Genomic DNA, 18,614 nt, shown 5'->3' on the forward strand with positions numbered 1-18,614 from the left:
CTGAAACCACGAACAACCCCACATCCCTATGGTCACGGGTGTGGTGCGGTTGAGTGTTTCATAGTGTTTCGGTGGTCATAGCGTGAGGGAAACGCCCGGTTACATTCCGAACCCGGAAGCTAAGCCTTACAGCGCCGATGGTACTGCAGGGGGGACCCTGTGGGAGAGTAGGACACCGCCGAACAAATATTGAAAGGGTTGGATCCTGAACTTCGGTTCGGGGTCCAACCCTTTTTTGTTGTGCGTCACTTGGCGTTCACGTCCCGCGCCCAACATTCAGAACATGCGTACTGCTGCACTGCTCAGGGCTGCTGGTGTCGGACTGGGCGACGAGGTCGTCGTGCCGGCCTTCGGGAACGTGGAAGTCACGGAGGCTGTGATCACGGCCGGTGCACTGCCGGTGTTCTCCGACATAGATCCGTTGACGTACTGCCTGGACGTCTCAGGTGTCGAGGCGGCCATAACTCCACGCACAGCGGCCGTCGTTGTCGTACACCGATTCGGGCGGCCTGCTGATGTGGGGCGGTTGACCGAGGTCGGGCAGCGGCGCGGGCTTCTGATGTTGCAGCACGGGGAGTCCGAGGCGCCGTACGACGAGATCGCTCAGCGGCGGCAGCGGGCGGCGTATCTCGATCTGAAGCTCAGGGGTGTGCGCACACCCGACGACGGGGACGGGCACACCTACCAGCAGTACGTCGTGCGGGTGCCCGGCAACGGGCGGCCGGATCGGGATGCCTTCGCCCGGGCCTTGCGGGCCAGGGGAGTTGACTGCCGGGTGCCGGTGAAGGCGCCCATCCACCGCATGCCCGCGTTCCGGCGCTGTGTATCGCTGCCCGAGACCGAACTGGCTGTCGACGAGACGCTGGCGCTGCCGGTCGACGCCTCGTTGACCAAGCGGGACATGCAGCGGATCGTCTCCGCGTGCAACTCGCTCGGCGGGCTGCTGCAGCCCGCGTTCTGATCGCGCGGGCGCAGTTGGGAGCACGGGCCTGTTCGGGGTATGATCTATCTCGTTGCCGCGAGGGAAACCTCAAAGTAGCCGGCCCCCCTAGCTCAGTCGGCAGAGCGTCTCCATGGTAAGGAGAAGGTCAACGGTTCGATTCCGTTGGGGGGCTCCATGCAGAAGGCCCCGCCCAATTGGGCGGGGCCTTCTGCATGTCTGCCGTCGGCCTGTCCTCAGTCCTTCTGCAGGCCCGGTACGCGCATCGCCAGGATCGCCATGTCGTCGGACGGGGCGTCGGAGGCGAAGCGTTCGACGGCGCGCATGATGCGGGCCGCCACCGCGCCGGCCGTCAGGCCCGTACACGTCGTCAGGACGTCCGTGAGGCCGTCGTCGCCCAGCATGCGGGTGCCCTCGCGGCGTTCCGTGACGCCGTCCGTGACACAGAGCAGGACGTCGCCGGGGTCGAGGGTGATCGTCTGCTCGTACAGCTCCAGGTCCTCCAGAACGCCCAGGAGGGGCTGCGGCTCCGCCGCCGGTTCCACCGTGCCGTCCTGGCGCAGGCGGAGCGGGAGGGGATGGCCGGCGCAGACCACCTTCAGTACGGCGCTGCCGTCCTCCTGCGGCCACAGCTCGCCGTACAGGAGAGTCAGGAAGCGGCTGCGGGCGCCCTCGTCGAGGATCGCCGAGTTGAGGCGCTCCAGGACCGCCGGGCCGCCGAAGCCCTCCCTCGCCAGCAGGCGGATCGCGTGGCGGGCCAGGCCCGTCACCGCCGCGGCCTCCGGGCCCGTGCCGCAGACGTCGCCGATGGCGAAGCCGTAGGCGCCGTCGCGGATGGGGAAGAGGTCGTAGAAGTCGCCGCCGACCTCGTTGCCCTCGCCGGCCGCGCGATAGATGACCTCGACCTCCACGCCGTCGATCTCCGGCAACGCCGGGGGGAGGAGGCTGCGTTGGAGGGCCCGGCTGATGGCGGTGCGTTCCGAGTAGAGGCGGGCGTTGTCCAGGGCCAGGGCGGCCCGGCGGCTCAAGTCCTCCGCGAGTTCCAGGATTTCCTGGCGGAAGTGTTCGTCCGTCGGCTTGCCGAGGGTGAGCATGCCGATCACGCGGTTGCGGGCGACCAGCGGGAGGACGACCGTCTCGCCGCCGACCGCCGCCGCCGTGGCGAGAGTTGTGCCGATGCCCGAGCTGACCGGGGTGGGCGAGTTGAGGCCCAGGCTGCGCATGGACGTACGCAGGGCCGCCTGATGGGCTGCCGCCGAGGGGGCCGACCAGACGCGGGCGCCGGGCGTGGGGACCGGTTCCGGCGGGGCGATCTTCGACAGGAGGGCCTTGAGGCCGTCGATGCGGTCCTCGTCCTCGTGCAGGACGTACGAGAGGTACGGGTCCGAGGCCTGGTCGGCGATCGTGTAGACCGCGCACCAGGTGGCCAGGGTCGGGACCGTCATCTGGGCCATGAGCGCGAGGGTCTGGTCGCGGTCGAGTGTTCCGGCGAGGAGGTCGGAGGCCTCGACCAGGAAGCTGAGCGAGCCTCTGCGCAGGCGTTCGAGTTCGCCCAGGCGGGCCGACTCCACGGCCAGTGCGATGCGGTCGGCGGCGAACTGGAGGCGCAGGGCCTCCTCGTTCGAGTAGCGGCCCGGGGACTCGGCGGCGACGCCCAGGGAGCCGGTGAGGCGGCCCTCCACCTTCAGGGGAACGGTGACGACCGAGCGCATGCCCGTGCCGCTCAGGAGGGGCACGGCGCCGGGGACCGCTGAGAGGTCGTCGTGGACGGCCGGCATCCGGGCCGAGCCGTAGCGGCCGGGACCCGCCTCGACCGGGACGCGGGCGAAGCGCTGGCGGGTGGAGGGCAGGCCCGTCGAGGCTCTTACCTCCAACTCCGTTTCGTCGTCGGTGGCCAGGAGCAGGAAGGCGGAGTCCGCGTCGAGCATGTCGCGGGCGCGCTCCACCGTGCGCTGGAGCAGACCGTCGAGGTCGTCCGGCGCCGGGGAACCGATGAACACCTCGAAGGGGTCGGAGTTCGGGCCCTCCGAGCTTGACGTCGTGTCGGCGGAGCTGCCGCGCAACGGAGTCTGCAGCACCGCCCGTTCGTGGTCGCGGACGAGAAGGCAGACCGTCGAGGGCTCGCCGTCCGTGTCGCGGACGCGGAGGTGGGAGGCGTACACCGGGGAGACGCGGCCGTCGGCGCCCCTTATGCCGTAGCTGCCTTCCCAGCGGGAGAGTTGGAGGGCCTCGGCGATGCCCGTACTGGTACCGGGGGTGTGCGGCCAGGCGGCGAGGTCGGTGAGGGGCTTGCCGATGACCGACTCGGGGGCGTAGCCGAAGAGTTCTTCGGCGTCCTCGTTCCACGCGGCGATGGATCCGGAGCGGTCGATCTGGATGACCGCGACGCGGACCCGGCCGTCGGCCAGGGGAAGGAGGGCGGCGGGGAGGGCCGGGCCCGCGGAGCGTGTGCCCACCGCGCGTTCCGGGAGGTCGAGCTGGAACCAGACCTGCTTCTGCGTGGGCGTGTACTCCACGCCCCAGCGGCCGGCCAGGGCCGCGCACAACTGGAGGCCGCGGCCTCCCTCCCGGTCGGGGCTGCCCATGTTGCCGGGCGCCCCCTGGAGGGGGATCTCGCGCTCCGGGTAGCGGTCGGCCACCTCGATGCGGATGCCGTCGTCACTGCGCAGACACAGGACGTCCGCGGAGGTGCCCGCGTGGATCACCGCATTGGTCACCAGCTCGCTCGTGAGGACCACGGCGTCGTCGACGATGTCCGCGAAGCCCCAGCCCTGAAGGGTGTCGCGGACGAAGGAACGGGCGGTCGCCACCGATCGCCCGACGGGGTCGAAGGTGGCGCCCGCGCGCGCGGTGATCACAGAACTCCTCGTCCGGTTGTCGGCATGCGGCGTGCCGGGGCCTACCCGTTCCTGCCGGGGCAGGGTCTGGTTCCCCGTCGGCCGGGGATCCTGGGGTGTTTCCCCGGGACGCAGTCCGGTGGTCATGGTGCGGTGCCCCTCCGATGCCTGCCCGCTCGTGGTCGTGCCACCGCCCAGACCGGACGGACCGGTGTGGCTGGACAGCCGTATGCAAGGTTACTTACCTTCGCGGTCCATACGGATGCAGGTCTGCAGTGATTACGTCCCCAGAGTGTGCGGACGGTGTGCGAAGCTGCCGAACTGTTATGGCCGGGTTCGGCGAGGGTGAAACACTGGGCAGGCTCCAGGAGAAGGTCCAGGCGCGGCCGGCGGTATCCGGGTATGCCCGGGTCACGGCGGCAGAGCACGCAGAGCGGTAACGGTCGACCCCTTCGGGAGGGACACAGTGGAGTCTGGCGCAGCGACGCGGGGCACAAAGGCGCGCGCGAAGGGCGGACAATCCCTGACCAGCCGCCGTAGGCCGCGCAATGGAACGACTGAGGTGGACACGGCTTCGCTGGACCGGCTGCTGTCGGCGCTGGAGTCGATGCGCGACGGGAACTTCCGTAAGCGGCTCACGGTGTCCGGCGACGGCGTCATGTCGGAGATCGCGGCGGTCTTCAACGAGGTGGCCGACCGTAATCTCCACTTGACGGGTGAATTGTCGCGCGTACGGCGCATGGTGGGGCGCGAGGGGAAGCTGACCGAGCGGCTGGAGGCGGGCGTCAGCGAGGGCTCGTGGGCCGTGGCGATCGACGCCTCGAACGCGCTTGTGGACGATCTCGTACGTCCGGTCTCCGAGGTCGGCCGGGTGCTGAGCGCGGTGGCCGAGGGCGATCTGTCGCCCCGGATGGACCTGCGGGCGCCGGCCGCCGACGGCAACGGGCATCCGCTGCGCGGGGAGTTCCTCAAGGTCGGGCGCACGGTCAACAACCTGGTCGACCAGTTGTCGACGTTCACCGACGAGGTCACGCGGGTGGCCAGTGAGGTCGGTACGGAGGGCAAGCTGGGCGGTCAGGCCCAGGTGCGCGGGATGTCCGGTTCGTGGCGGGACCTCACGGACTCGGTCAACACCATGGCGTACCGGCTCACCGCGCAGGTGCGGGACATCGCGCTGGTGACGACGGCGGTCGCCAAGGGTGATCTGTCCCGGAAGGTCACGGTTCACGTGGCCGGCGAGATGCTGGAGCTGAAGAACACCGTCAACACGATGGTCGACCAGCTGTCGTCCTTCTCCTCAGAGGTGACGCGAGTCGCCCGTGAGGTGGGTACAGAGGGCGAGCTGGGCGGCCAGGCCGCGGTGCCGGGCGTGGACGGGGTGTGGAAGGACCTCACCGATTCGGTGAACCTGATGGCCGGCAACCTGACGGCCCAGGTGCGCGGGATCGCGCAGGTGACGACGGCGGTCGCGAATGGTGATCTGTCGCAGAAGGTGACTGTCTCGGCGCGTGGTGAGGTCGCTCAGCTCGCCGAGACGATCAATCAGATGACCGAGACGCTGCGGACGTTCGCGGACGAGGTCACCCGGGTCGCCAACGAGGTCGGTGGCGAGGGGCAGCTCGGCGGGCAGGCGAACGTGCCGGGTGCGGCGGGTACGTGGAAGGACCTGACGGACTCCGTCAACACGGTCTTCCGGAATCTCACCACGCAGGTGCGGGACATCGCGGCCGTGACGACGGCTGTGGCCAGCGGTGACCTGTCGCAGAAGGTCAGCGTCGAGGTCGCCGGCGAGATGCTGGAGCTGAAGAACACCGTCAACGGGATGGTCGACCAACTGTCCTCGTTCGGTGCCGAGGTGACGCGGGTAGCGCGGGAGATCGGTGTCGAGGGCGAGCTGGGCGGTCAGGCCGCGGTGCCGGGTGCGGCGGGTACCTGGAAGGACCTGACGGACTCCGTCAACACGGCGTTCAGGAATCTCACCGGACAGGTGAGGAACATCGCCCAGGTGACGACCGCCGTGGCCAACGGTGACTTGTCGCAGAAGGTCACCGTCGATGTCTCGGGCGAGATGCTCCAGCTGAAGAACACCGTGAACACGATGGTGGACCAGTTGTCGAGCTTCGCCGACCAGGTGACGCGGATGGCGCGGGACGTGGGCACGGAGGGCCGGCTCGGTGGTCAGGCGCGCGTGGACGGTGTGTCCGGTACGTGGAAGGAGCTCACCGACTCCGTCAACTTCATGGGCGGCAACCTGACTTCTCAGGTGCGGCAGATCGCCCAGGTGACGACGGCTGTGGCCCGGGGTGACCTGTCCCAGAAGATCGATGTTGACGCTCGCGGTGAGATCCTTGAGCTGAAGAACACGATCAACACCATGGTTGATCAACTCTCGGCCTTCGCCGACCAGGTGACCCGGGTCGCCCGTGACGTGGGTACGGAGGGCCGCCTCGGCGGTCAGGCGCAGGTGCCCGGGGTCGCCGGTGTGTGGCGCGACCTCACCGACTCCGTGAACGGCATGGCCGGCAACCTCACCGCCCAGGTGCGCAACATCGCCCAGGTGGCGACCGCGGTGGCCCGGGGCGACCTGTCCCAGAAGATCACCGTGGACGCGCGCGGGGAGATCCTGGAGCTCAAGAACACGCTGAACACGATGGTCGATCAACTGTCGTCGTTCGCCCAGGAGGTCACGCGTGTGGCCCGTGAGGTGGGTACGGAGGGCATGCTCGGCGGTCAGGCCGAGGTGCAGGGTGTCTCCGGCACCTGGAAGGACCTCACGCAGTCCGTGAACTTCATGGCCAACAACCTGACCATCCAGGTGCGCAACATCGCAGAGGTCACGACCGCCGTCGCCAAGGGCGACCTGTCGAAGAAGATCACTGTTGACGCGAAGGGCGAGATTCTTGAGCTCGTCACGACGGTCAACACCATGGTTGATCAACTGTCGTCGTTCGCCGAGCAGGTGACCCGGGTGGCCCGCGAGGTGGGCACGGAGGGCATCCTCGGCGGTCAGGCCCACGCCTCGGGTGTCACGGGGATCTGGAAGGACCTCACCGACAACGTCAACCTGATGGCCAACAACCTGACCGTGCAGGTGCGGAACATCTCCCAGGTGGCGGCGGCCGTCGCCAACGGCGACCTGACGCGGACGGTGACGATCGAGGCGCGCGGTGAGGTGCAGCAGCTCGCCGACACCTTCAACACCATGGTGAAGACGCTGAGTTCGTTCGCCGACCAGGTCACCAAGGTGGCCCGCGAGGTGGGTACGGACGGAATCCTGGGCGGCCAGGCGTATGTGCCGGGCGTGGCGGGTACCTGGAAGGACCTCACCGACTCGGTGAACGGGATGGCCTCCAACCTGACCGGTCAGGTGCGCAACATCGCGATGGTGACGACGGCCATCGCCAAGGGTGACTTGACGAAGAAGATCGACATTGACGCCCGCGGCGAGATCCTTGAGCTCAAGACGACGATCAACACCATGGTCGACCAACTGTCGTCCTTCGCCGAGGAGGTCACCCGAGTCGCCCGCGAGGTGGGTACGGAGGGGCAGCTCGGCGGTCAGGCACGCGTGCGTGACGTCGACGGAACCTGGCGGGACCTCACCGAGTCGGTGAACGAGATGGCCGGGAACCTGACCCGGCAGGTGCGTGCCATCGCGCGCGTGGCGACCGCGGTGACCCGCGGTGACCTCAACCTGAAGATCGACGTGGACGCCTCCGGCGAGATCCAGGAGCTTCAGGACTACATCAACAAGATGATCGCCAACCTGCGCGACACCACGATCGCCAACAAGGAACAGGACTGGCTCAAGGGCAACCTCGCCCGTATCTCCGCCCTGATGCAGGGCCGCCGGGACCTCGACGACGTGGCCTCGCTGATCATGAGCGAGCTGACGCCGGTCGTCACCGCCCAGCACGGCGCGTTCTTCCTGGCGATGCGGACGGTCGACGGCAAGGACCCGGCGGGCGCCCCGGAGAACGCGTACGAACTGCGCATGCTCGGGTCGTACGGTTACTCCATGGGCTCCATGCCGACCTCGTTCCGGCCCGGTGAGGCGCTGGTCGGGACAGCCGCCGAGGAGAAGCGCACGATCCTCGTGCAGGACGCGCCCAGCGGCTATCTGAAGATCTCCTCCGGGCTCGGCGAGGCGCCGCCCGCGCAGGTGATCGTGCTGCCGCTGCTGTTCGAGGGCAAGGTGCTCGGGGTCATCGAACTGGCGTCGTTCACGCCGTTCACGCAGATCCAGAAGGACTTCCTCAACCAGATCGCCGAGATGATCGCGACCAGCGTCAACACCATCTCCGTCAACACCAAGACGGAGGTGCTGCTGAAGCAGTCGCAGGAGCTGACCGAGCAGTTGCGGGAGCGCTCGGCCGAGCTGGAGAACCGGCAGAAGGCGCTCCAGTCGTCCAACGCGGAGCTGGAGGAGAAGGCCGAACTGCTGGCCCAGCAGAACCGCGACATCGAGGTCAAGAACACGGAGATCGAGGAGGCGCGGCAGGTCCTGGAGGAGCGCGCCGAGCAACTCGCCGTGTCGATGCGCTACAAGAGCGAGTTCCTCGCCAACATGTCGCACGAGCTGCGTACGCCGCTCAACTCGCTGCTGATCCTGGCCAAGCTGCTCGCCGACAACGCGGACACCAACCTCACCCCGAAGCAGGTCGAGTTCGCCGAGACGATCCATGGGGCGGGTTCGGACCTGCTTCAGCTGATCAATGACATCCTCGACCTGTCGAAGGTCGAGGCGGGCAAGATGGACGTCTCCCCGACGCGTATCGCGTTGGTGCAGCTCGTCGACTATGTGGAGGCCACCTTCCGTCCGCTGACCGCGGAGAAGCGCCTCGACTTCTCCGTACGGGTCTCGCCTGACCTGCCCGCCACGCTGCACACCGACGAGCAGCGGCTGCTCCAGGTGCTGCGCAACCTGCTGTCCAACGCGGTGAAGTTCACCGATTCGGGAGCGGTCGAGCTGGTCATCCGGCCGGCCGGCGCGGAGGTCCCGGTGGCGATCCGGGAGCAGTTGCTGGAGGCGGGCTCGCTGCGGGACGCGGACGCCGACATGATCGCGTTCTCGGTGACCGACACCGGTATCGGTATCGCGGCCAGCAAGATGCGGGTGATCTTCGAGGCGTTCAAGCAGGCGGACGGCACGACCAGCCGCAAGTACGGAGGTACGGGCCTGGGGCTGTCCATCTCGCGGGAGATCGCGCGGCTGCTCGGGGGTGAGATCCACGCGCAGAGCGAGCCGGGCCGGGGCTCGACGTTCACACTGTATTTGCCGCTGCACCCGAGTGAACTGCCCCCGCAGGGCTACGCGCAGTTGGCGCCGTCCCTGGAGGTCGGCGAGCTGCTGGCCTCCGAGTCGGAGCTGGCCGGGGCGGGCGTCGAGACGCCGGCCGAGGTGAAGTCGTACCACGAGGCGCAGAACGGACCGGCCGCCCTCTTCAGGCGGCGCCGCCGGACGGTGTCCGTGGCCGAGCTGAACGCTTCCTCCAGTGCGAACGGCCATTGGGCGGCCGGGGAGCAGGAGGCGCCGCAGCAGCCGCGCCCCAACGTCCAGTTCGGCGGCGAGAAGGTGCTGATCGTCGACGACGACATCCGTAACGTGTTCGCGCTGACGAGCGTGCTGGAGCAGCACGGGCTGTCGGTGCTGTATGCGGAGAACGGGCGGGAGGGCATCGAAGTCCTGGAACAGCACGACGATGTGACGGTCGTACTGATGGACATCATGATGCCGGAGATGGACGGGTACGCGACGACCGCGGCGGTCCGCAGGATGCCGCAGTTCGCCGGGCTCCCGATCATCGCGCTCACCGCCAAGGCCATGAAGGGCGACCGGGAGAAGGCCATCGAGTCGGGGGCCTCGGACTATGTGACCAAGCCTGTCGATCCCGATCACCTGTTGTCGGTGATGGAGCGGTGGATGCGGGCGGAGTGACGGCTGAGCTGGGGGTTTCCGTCACATGGACGGGAACTCCCGGTGTTCACACGGAGTTGCTGACTCAGTGTGGCCGATGCCGTGTAGAAGTACGGGATTCGGGGAACCTTCTGGTCTCCCGCTACGTTTCTGCTACGTGCACAGTGACATCGCGGTGACAGGGTGTGGCGACGGGCAGGGTGCGGCTACCATGACCGGCACGAGGACGGGCGGCGCAAGGGAGCCGTCCCCTGGGGCGGCGTCCGGTGGTGCTGCCCCAAGTCCTGAGGACAGGGGAGGCCCCAAGCCGGGGCGAGGAGGGCGGGCCATGGTGCAGAAGGCCAAGATCCTCCTGGTCGATGACCGGCCGGAGAATCTGCTGGCGCTGGAGGCCATCCTCTCTGCGTTGGATCAGACACTGGTGCGGGCATCGTCCGGGGAGGAAGCGCTCAAGGCACTTCTGACGGACGACTTCGCGGTCATTCTGCTGGACGTCCAGATGCCTGGCATGGACGGCTTCGAGACGGCCGCTCACATCAAGCGGCGGGAGCGGACCCGGGACATCCCGATCATCTTCCTCACCGCGATCAACCACGGTCCGCACCACACCTTCCGGGGGTACGCGGCGGGTGCGGTGGACTACATCTCCAAGCCGTTCGACCCGTGGGTGCTGCGGGCGAAGGTCTCGGTGTTCGTCGAGCTCTATATGAAGAACTGCCAACTCCGGGAGCAGGCGGCGCTGTTGCGGCTCCAGCTCGAAGGCGGTGGCGGCCGGACGTCGGTCGGCGCGGCCAAGGAGCCGGCGGGTCTGCTCGCCGAACTGTCCGCGCGGCTCGCGGCCGTCGAGGAGCAGGCGGAGGCGCTGTCCAAGCAACTCGACGACGAGTCGGCGGACGCGGCGGCGGTGGCCACGGCCGCCCACCTCGAACGCAAACTGACCGGCCTGCGGCGGGCCCTGGACGCGCTCGAACCGGGCACCGGCAGCGGGGCACCCTCGGTTCCGTCGCAGAACTGAAGAGCCGAGGGGAACCGGGAGGAACCGAACCGCGCGCCGGTCGCCGCCTCCCGCGCGGAACTCACCCGCACAGAACTCATCCGCACACCGGGCGTAGTTGCGCGTGAGCACGTGTCAGTTTCGTGCTCACGCGGGGGCGACACGAACGGGTGAAGCAGTAGGCACACGTGTCCGCTGCCGTCTCCCGGTAACCTCACACACATGGCCTCACGTCCTTCCGCAGCCAGGAAGCCGCCCGCGAAGAAGGCAGCCGTGCCCGCGAAGGCTCCGGCGAGGAAGGACGCTGCGAAAAGAGCCCCCGCGAAGAAGGCACCCGCCAAGAGAGCGCCGGCGAAGAAGGCCGTGCCGCCTCCGGCGCCCAGTCCCACCGGGGGCGTGTACCGGCTCGTACGGGCCCTGTGGCTCGGTATCGCGCACGCCGTCGGCGCCGTGTTCCGCGGCATAGGGCAGGGCGCGAAGAACCTCGACCCGGCACACCGGAAGGACGGCGTGGCACTGCTGCTGCTCGCCCTCGCGCTGATCGTCGCCGCGGGCACCTGGTCCAACCTGCGCGGACCCGTCGGCGACCTCGTCGAGATGCTGGTCACCGGCGCGTTCGGCCGACTCGACCTGCTGGTGCCGATACTGCTCGCGGTCATCGCCGTACGGTTCATCAGACACCCCGAGAAGCCCGACGCCAACGGCCGGATCGTCATCGGCCTTTCGGCACTCGTCATCGGCGTGCTCGGGCAGGTCCACATCGCGTGCGGCGCCCCCGCGCGCAGTGCCGGTATGCAGGCCATAAGGGACGCCGGCGGGCTCATCGGCTGGGGCGCCGCGACCCCGTTGACGTACGCCATGGGCGAGGTCCTCGCCGTGCCCCTGCTGGCGCTGCTCACCATCTTCGGGCTGCTCGTCGTCACAGCGACGCCCGTCAACGCGATTCCGCAGCGGCTGCGGCAGCTCGGGATCCAGCTCGGCATCCTCCGCGACCCCGAGGAGGACGGGCTCGCCGAGGACGACGAGCGGTACGACGACCAGTGGCGCGAGTCGCTGCCCGGGCGCCCCCGCGGTCGCGGGCCGGCCCCGGACGAGTACGACCCGGAGAGTGCCGAGCAGGAGGCGCTCTCCAAGCGTCGGAGCCGCCCCAGACGCTCCGCTGTACGGCAGCCCGAACTCGGGCGGCCGATGGACGCCGTGGACGTCGCCGCGGCTGCCGCCGCCGCGCTGGACGGGGCCGTCCTGCACGGCATGCCGCCCTCGCCGATCGTCGCCGACCTCACCCAGGGGGTGAGCGCGGGCGACCGCCAGGAGACGACCCCGACTCCCGTCCCGGGCGCGCGCCCCAAGCAGGAGAAGGCGAAGGCGGAACCGGTCGGGACGGGCGTCCCGGACCTCACGAAGGCGCCGCCCGAGGCGATGCGCGACCTGCCGCCGCGCGCCGAACAGCTCCAGCTCTCCGGGGACATCACCTACGCGCTGCCGTCGCTCGATCTGCTGGAGCGCGGCGGCCCGGGCAAGACCCGCAGCGCGGCGAACGACGTGGTGGTGGCCTCCCTGACGAACGTCTTCATGGAGTTCAAGGTCGACGCCGCGGTCACCGGCTTCACCCGCGGTCCGACGGTCACGCGGTACGAGGTGGAACTCGGCCCCGCGGTGAAGGTCGAGCGGATCACCGCCCTCACCAAGAACATCGCCTACGCCGTCGCCAGCCCCGACGTACGGATCATCAGCCCGATCCCCGGCAAGTCGGCGGTCGGCATCGAGATCCCCAACACCGACCGCGAGATGGTCAACCTGGGCGACGTGCTCCGGCTGGCCGACGCGGCCGAGGACGACCACCCGATGCTGGTCGCGCTCGGCAAGGACGTCGAGGGCGGCTATGTGATGGCCAACCTCGCGAAGATGCCGCATCTGCTCGTCGCGGGTGCCACCGGTTCGGGTAAATCGTCCTGCATCAACTGCCTGATCACGTCGGTCATGGTCCGGGCGACCCCGGAGGACGTGCGGATGGTCCTCGTCGACCCCAAGCGCGTCGAGCTGACCGCGTACGAGGGCATCCCGCACCTGATCACGCCGATCATCACCAACCCGAAGCGGGCCGCCGAGGCGCTCCAGTGGGTCGTACGGGAAATGGATCTGCGGTACGACGATCTGGCCGCGTTCGGATACCGGCACATCGACGACTTCAACGAGGCCATCAGGAACGGCAAGGTCAAGCTGCCCGAGGGCAGTGAGCGCGAGTTGCAGCCGTATCCGTATCTGCTGGTCATCGTCGACGAGTTGGCCGACCTGATGATGGTGGCCCCCAGGGACGTCGAGGACGCGATCGTGCGGATCACGCAGCTCGCGCGCGCGGCCGGTATCCATCTGGTCCTCGCCACGCAGCGGCCGTCCGTCGATGTGGTGACCGGGTTGATCAAGGCGAACGTGCCGTCGAGGCTCGCCTTCGCCACCTCCTCCCTGGCCGACTCGCGGGTCATCCTCGACCAGCCCGGCGCCGAGAAGCTGATCGGCAAGGGCGACGGACTGTTCCTGCCGATGGGTGCCAACAAGCCCACCCGTATGCAGGGTGCCTTCGTGACCGAGGACGAGGTCGCGGCGATCGTCCAGCACTGCAAGGACCAGATGGCGCCGGTCTTCCGGGACGACGTCACCGTGGGCACCAAGCAGAAGAAGGAGATCGACGAGGAGATCGGTGACGACCTCGAACTGCTGTGCGCCGCGGCCGAACTCGTCGTCAGCAGCCAGTTCGGATCCACGTCGATGCTCCAGCGCAAGCTGCGGGTCGGGTTCGCCAAGGCGGGACGGCTGATGGACCTCATGGAGACCCGTGGCATCGTCGGGCCGAGCGAGGGGTCCAAGGCGCGTGACGTTCTTGTGAAACCCGACGGGCTGGACGAGATGCTCGCGGTGATTCGTGGGGAGAGCGACTCCTAGCGAGTCGTCAGATGCGCGATGTTCGTGTGTGCGGCAACCGGGTGGTCGATCGTGACTCACTCGTAAGGGATCATTGAGCAACCGTTTCCCTTCCGCGTACGTCAAGTTGAGGGAGACGGCAGATCCTTGCCTCTCCATGACCCGGCCATCGGCGTGTCCTGGCCATTCCGATGGCTTACAAAGTCCGTCCGCCCGGTTGCCCGACCCATCCCGAACCCCCCTAAACTGAACCTCCAGCACAGGTGGCTAAACGCTCGAAAGGCGCCCCCGTGTCCATCGGCAACTCTCCACAAGACGAGCGTCCGTTCGAAGACGACCGCGACGACCGCGAGGAAGCAGCCCGCCCTTCGATCGGTCGCGCCCTCCAGCAGGCGCGCATCGCGGCCGGACTGACCGTCGACGATGTCAGCTCCGCCACCCGGGTCCGGATCGCCATCGTGCACGCGATCGAACAGGACGACTTCGCCCCCTGTGGCGGAGACGTCTACGCGCGCGGGCACATCCGGACCCTCGCCCGTGCCGTCCACATCGACCCCGAACCGCTGCTCGCGCAGTTCGCCGACGCCCACGGCGGGCGTCCGGCGCCGACTCCGGCCGCGCCCATGTTCGAGGCGGAACGCATCCGGCCCGAGCGGCGCGGACCGAACTGGACCGCCGCGATGGTCGCCGCGATCGTCGCGGTGATCGGCTTCGCCGGCTTCACCCTGGTCAAGGGCGGCGACGACAGCAAGGACGCGCGGGCACAGGCCACCGAGGGTTCCACGCCCACGGTCAGCGCCCCGGTCTCGCCCACCCCGAAGAAGGACAAGCCGGCCGACCCGAAGCCGGACCCGTCGGACAGCGCGATCGCGGCGGCGCCGCGCGACAAGGTGACGGTCCAGGTGAGCGCCGCGGACGGGCGCAGCTGGATCTCCGCCAAGGACCACAACGGCCGGCTGCTCTTCGACGGCCTGCTCAAACAGGGCCAGTCCCAGACCTTCCAGGACAACGAGGAGATCAACCTCGTCCTGGGCGACGCGGGCGCCATCCAGCTCTATGTGAACGGCAAGAAGATCGAGGACGAGTTCAAGCCGGGTGCCGTGGAGCGGCTCACGTACACGAAGGGCGACCCCGAGGTCGGCTGAGCCCGAGTGCTGGAGCGGTAGAGCGGTAGTGCCCCTCGGGGCTGCTGGACGGATGTGGGTACCAACCGGGTCGGCCGGGGTCGTCAGGGGCGTCTGACGGGCCCGGCCGGTTCCGTTTGTGGTGCCTTTCGGCAGGGCCACGGGCGGGGTGTGGCGCGGGCAGGCGCGAGGCGTGGGAGTGCGTCAACGCGACGGGGGTCCCCCTCTGGGGGGAGTGTGCCTGGCGCGGAGCCCACCGGTGTCACCTGTCACCCCGTGGCCCTGGCGGGGCCCGTCTGGCGCCTGCTGGCCCCGTCGACGTGGGGTGTCAGTGGGACGAAGTAGTCTTGAGCCCATGCCTGAACGCCGTACCGTCGCACTTGTCACCCTTGGCTGCGCCCGTAACGAGGTGGACTCGGAGGAGCTCGCAGGCCGCTTGGAGGCGGACGGCTGGCAACTCGTGGAGGACGCCGAGGACGCGGACGTCGCCGTCGTCAACACCTGTGGCTTCGTGGAGGCCGCCAAGAAGGACTCCGTCGACGCCCTCCTCGAGGCCAACGACCTCAAGGGGCACGGCAGAACCCAGGCCGTCGTGGCGGTGGGCTGCATGGCCGAGCGGTACGGCAAGGAACTCGCCGAGGCGCTGCCCGAGGCCGACGGCGTGCTCGGCTTCGACGACTACGCCGACATCTCCGACCGCCTCCGGACCATCCTGAACGGCGGCATCCACGCCTCGCACACCCCGCGCGACCGGCGCAAGCTGCTGCCGATCAGCCCGGCGGAGCGGCAGGGCGCGGGCGCCGGGGTCGCCCTTCCGGGGCACGGTGCCGTCACGGGCACGGGCACGGGCACGGATACGGCTGCGGACACCGACGCCGGCTCGGTCGCAGGGCCGGTGGAGCCCGTCGAGGCCCCCGCCGATCTTCCGGAAGGCGTCGCCCCGGTCTCCGGCCCCCGCGCGCCGCTGCGCCGACGGCTCGACGGCGCGCCCGTCGCCTCGGTGAAGCTCGCCTCCGGCTGCGACCGGCGCTGCACCTTCTGTGCTATCCCGTCCTTCCGTGGCTCCTTCATCTCGCGCCGCCCGAGCGACGTGCTGAACGAGACCCGGTGGCTCGCCGAGCAGGGCGTCAAGGAGGTCATGCTCGTCTCCGAGAACAACACCTCGTACGGCAAGGACCTGGGCGACATCCGGCTGCTGGAGTCGCTGCTGCCCGAGCTCGCGGACGTCGACGGCATCGAGCGCGTGCGCGTGAGCTACCTCCAGCCCGCCGAGATGCGCCCGGGGCTCATCGACGTACTGACCTCGACCCCCAAGGTCGCCCCCTACTTCGACCTCTCCTTCCAGCACTCGGCTCCCGACGTGTTGCGCGCGATGCGGCGCTTCGGTGACACCGACCGCTTCCTTGAGCTGCTCGACACCATCCGGAGCAAGGCCCCGCAGGCCGGTGTGCGGTCCAACTTCATCGTGGGCTTCCCCGGCGAGACCGAGGCCGACCTGGCGGAGCTGGAGCGGTTCCTCAGCAACGCGCGGCTGGACGCCATCGGTGTCTTCGGGTACTCCGACGAGGACGGCACGGAAGCGGCGACGTACGAGAACAAGCTGGACGAGGACGTCGTCCAGGCGCGGCTCGCCCGTGTGTCGCGGCTGGCCGAGGAACTGGTCTCGCAGCGCGCGGAGGAGCGCGTCGGCGAGACGGTGCACGTGCTGGTCGAGTCGGTGGGCGGCGAGGACGGCGCGTACGGCCGTGGCGCGCATCAGGCGCCGGAGACCGACGGGCAGGTGCTGTTCACCAACTTCGAGGATTTCGCCGGTCTCACAGGCGGCGAAGAGCTGACTGTCGGTCGTATGGTCGAGGCGAAAGTGGTCGGCACGGAAGGTGTCGACCTGCTGGCCGAGCTGCTCCCGGGCTCGCTCGGCCAGCTCGCGTGTTCGCATTCAGAGGAGGCGGCCAGATGACCGGAGTCCCGGCATCCGCAGCGGGCGGCCCCTCCAGCGCGCGGAACGCCAAGAGCGTTCCGGGTGGGGTGGCTGTGCCGGGCGGGCTGGGCGCCACCGGGGCCGCCGGCCCCTCGGTCGCCTCCGAGGACTTCGGTGCCGCTGTGGTTTCCGGGGCCAGTGTGGTTTCCGGGGTGTCCGGGACCGCTGCCGAATCGCTGGTCTCCGGTGAGCAGGAGGCAGGGAAGACGGTGCGCGGTGGGAAGCTGGGCGCCGCGGCCGTCAATCAGGCAAGCCTCTGGAACATCGCGAACATTCTTACGATGATCCGCCTGCTGCTTGTGCCGGGCTTCGTGGCCCTGATGCTGGCCGACGGCGGGTACGACCCGGCATGGCGCTCGCTCGCCTGGGCCGCCTTCGCCGTCGCCATGATCACCGACATCTTCGACGGTCATCTCGCGCGTACGTACGACCTTGTCACCGACTTCGGCAAGATCGCCGATCCCATCGCCGACAAGGCGATCATGGGGGCGGCGCTGATCTGTCTCTCCGCCCTCGGAGATCTGCCCTGGTGGGTGACCGGTGTGATCCTCGGGCGTGAACTCGGGATCACGCTGCTGCGCTTCGTCGTGATCCGCTACGGCGTGATTCCCGCGAGCCGTGGCGGCAAGGTCAAGACGCTCACGCAGGGCGTGGCCGTCGGGATGTACGTGCTGGCGCTCACGGGGCCGCTGGCGACGCTGAGGTTCTGGGTGATGGCCGCCGCAGTGGTGCTGACCGTGGTGACCGGGCTCGACTATGTAAGACAGGCCATTGTGCTGCGCAGCCAGGGAATCGCCGACCGCGAGGCCGCGTCCACGGAGGCGGAACGGTGAGTTCCATGGCCACCGACGTGGTGAGACTACTGACGGTGAGGGGTGAGACGCTCGCTGTCGCGGAGTCCCTCACGGGTGGTTTGGTCGCGGCGGAGATCACCTCGGTGCCCGGGGCCTCCAAGGCTTTCCGGGGCGCGGTGACGGCGTACGCGACCGACGTGAAGCGGCAGGTGCTGGGTGTCGACGCGGCTCTGCTGGCCACCCGGGGAGCGGTGGATTCGCAGGTCGCGGCCCAGATGGCGGCCGGCGCCCGCAGAATTCTCGGCGCCGACTGGGGGATAGCGACGACCGGAGTGGCTGGTCCGGAAGCGCAGGACGGGCAGCCCGTCGGAACGGTTTTCGTGGCCGTGGACGGCCCCCGCACAGCGGATTCCGGTGCCGAAGGTGGCGGAAAAGTGGCGGCGCTGCGGTTGAACGGCTCCCGGGCGGAAATTCGTATGGAGAGTGTACGGAGCGTACTCGCACTCCTCCTGGAGGAGATCGCGGGCGAACAGACCGGAAACGAGCGGGCACAGGATACGGAACAGAACGGGGGGACCTGATGTTTGCAGCCCTGAGTGAACACGACATCGCTCCCCGCACGGCCGCGGCACGAGGCGGTACGGTGGGGCGTGAAGGATGCGGCTACGCGGTCCGAGGAGGGAGCCACCGATGATTCTGCTCCGTCGCCTGCTGGGTGACGTGCTGCGTCGGCAGCGCCAGCGCCAGGGCCGTACTCTGCGCGAAGTCTCCTCGTCCGCCCGAGTCTCACTCGGCTATCTCTCCGAGGTGGAGCGGGGGCAGAAGGAGGCTTCCTCCGAGCTGCTGTCCGCGATCTGCGACGCGCTGGACGTACGGATGTCAGAGCTCATGCGGGAAGTGAGCGACGACCTCGCCCTCGCCGAGCTGGCCCAGTCTGCTGCGGCCAACGAGCCAGTACCCACGCCGGTGCGTCCCATGCTGGGTTCCGTATCGGTGGCCGGTGTGCCACCGGAACGGGTGACCATCAAGGCGCCCGCCGAGGCGGTGGATGTCGTCGCCGCCTGAGGTGCGCGAGTAGTGAGTGTGTGAGAGCCCCGGCCGGGGCTTCTCC

10 protein-coding genes, 1 tRNA gene and 1 rRNA gene are annotated in these 18,614 nt (G+C 68.9%); 11 read left to right on the plus strand and 1 reads right to left on the minus strand.

Annotated elements, in window-relative coordinates:
* The first annotated feature begins 67 nt into the window (after nucleotides 1-67).
* The 3 genes from rrf (at nucleotide 68) to AOK08_RS03050 (ending at nucleotide 1,118) form a co-directional block, all read left to right on the plus strand.
* Nucleotides 68-184, plus strand: a 5S ribosomal RNA gene (gene rrf, locus AOK08_RS03040).
* A gap of 114 nt (nucleotides 185-298) precedes the next feature.
* Complete coding sequence (locus AOK08_RS03045) at nucleotides 299-961, plus strand: DegT/DnrJ/EryC1/StrS family aminotransferase (protein ID WP_055523402.1); 663 nt, start codon at nucleotides 299-301, stop codon at nucleotides 959-961.
* Nucleotides 962-1,042: 81 nt separating this feature from the next.
* Nucleotides 1,043-1,118, plus strand: a tRNA-Thr gene (locus AOK08_RS03050).
* A gap of 58 nt (nucleotides 1,119-1,176) precedes the next feature.
* On the opposite strand, the gene AOK08_RS03055 is transcribed toward AOK08_RS03050, so the two are convergent.
* Nucleotides 1,177-3,924 carry a SpoIIE family protein phosphatase gene (locus AOK08_RS03055; protein WP_055523387.1) on the minus strand — a complete coding sequence of 916 codons (2,748 nt, stop codon included), beginning with the start codon at nucleotides 3,922-3,924 and terminating at the stop codon, nucleotides 1,177-1,179.
* A gap of 319 nt (nucleotides 3,925-4,243) precedes the next feature.
* On the opposite strand from AOK08_RS03055, the gene AOK08_RS03060 reads away from it, so the two are divergent.
* From AOK08_RS03060 to AOK08_RS03095, 8 genes are all read left to right on the plus strand, one after another.
* Complete coding sequence (locus AOK08_RS03060; protein ID WP_107100849.1) at nucleotides 4,244-9,715, plus strand: HAMP domain-containing protein; 5,472 nt, start codon at nucleotides 4,244-4,246, stop codon at nucleotides 9,713-9,715.
* Nucleotides 9,716-10,022: 307 nt separating this feature from the next.
* Nucleotides 10,023-10,709, plus strand: a complete 687-nt coding sequence (locus AOK08_RS03065; RefSeq protein WP_055523391.1) for a response regulator — start codon at nucleotides 10,023-10,025, stop codon at nucleotides 10,707-10,709.
* A 201-nt stretch (nucleotides 10,710-10,910) separates the two neighbouring features.
* Entirely contained in the window at nucleotides 10,911-13,628 is a 2,718-nt protein-coding gene (locus AOK08_RS03070; RefSeq protein ID WP_055523393.1) for a DNA translocase FtsK, read from the plus strand.
* Nucleotides 13,629-13,897: 269 nt separating this feature from the next.
* Nucleotides 13,898-14,752: a RodZ domain-containing protein gene (locus AOK08_RS03075; protein ID WP_055523395.1), complete on the plus strand. Its 855-nt coding sequence runs from the start codon at nucleotides 13,898-13,900 to the stop codon at nucleotides 14,750-14,752.
* A 334-nt stretch (nucleotides 14,753-15,086) separates the two neighbouring features.
* Nucleotides 15,087-16,688 (plus strand): 30S ribosomal protein S12 methylthiotransferase RimO, encoded by a 1,602-nt coding sequence (rimO, locus tag AOK08_RS03080; protein WP_055523397.1) that lies wholly within the window; start codon nucleotides 15,087-15,089, stop codon nucleotides 16,686-16,688.
* The gene (pgsA, locus tag AOK08_RS03085) at nucleotides 16,685-17,542 is read left to right on the plus strand and encodes a CDP-diacylglycerol--glycerol-3-phosphate 3-phosphatidyltransferase (protein ID WP_055523398.1); all 858 of its coding nucleotides are present in this window, start codon (nucleotides 16,685-16,687) and stop codon (nucleotides 17,540-17,542) included. The genes rimO and pgsA overlap by 4 nt, the downstream gene beginning before the upstream one ends.
* Nucleotides 17,539-18,084 (plus strand): CinA family protein, encoded by a 546-nt coding sequence (locus tag AOK08_RS03090; protein ID WP_055523400.1) that lies wholly within the window; start codon nucleotides 17,539-17,541, stop codon nucleotides 18,082-18,084. The genes pgsA and AOK08_RS03090 overlap by 4 nt, the downstream gene beginning before the upstream one ends.
* Before the next feature lie 109 nt (nucleotides 18,085-18,193).
* Nucleotides 18,194-18,568, plus strand: coding sequence for a helix-turn-helix domain-containing protein (locus AOK08_RS03095; protein WP_006379734.1), 375 nt, complete (start codon nucleotides 18,194-18,196; stop codon nucleotides 18,566-18,568).
* Nucleotides 18,569-18,614 lie beyond the last annotated feature (46 nt).

The organism is Streptomyces graminilatus (assembly GCF_001418565.1).
Lineage (GTDB): Bacteria > Actinomycetota > Actinomycetes > Streptomycetales > Streptomycetaceae > Streptomyces > Streptomyces graminilatus.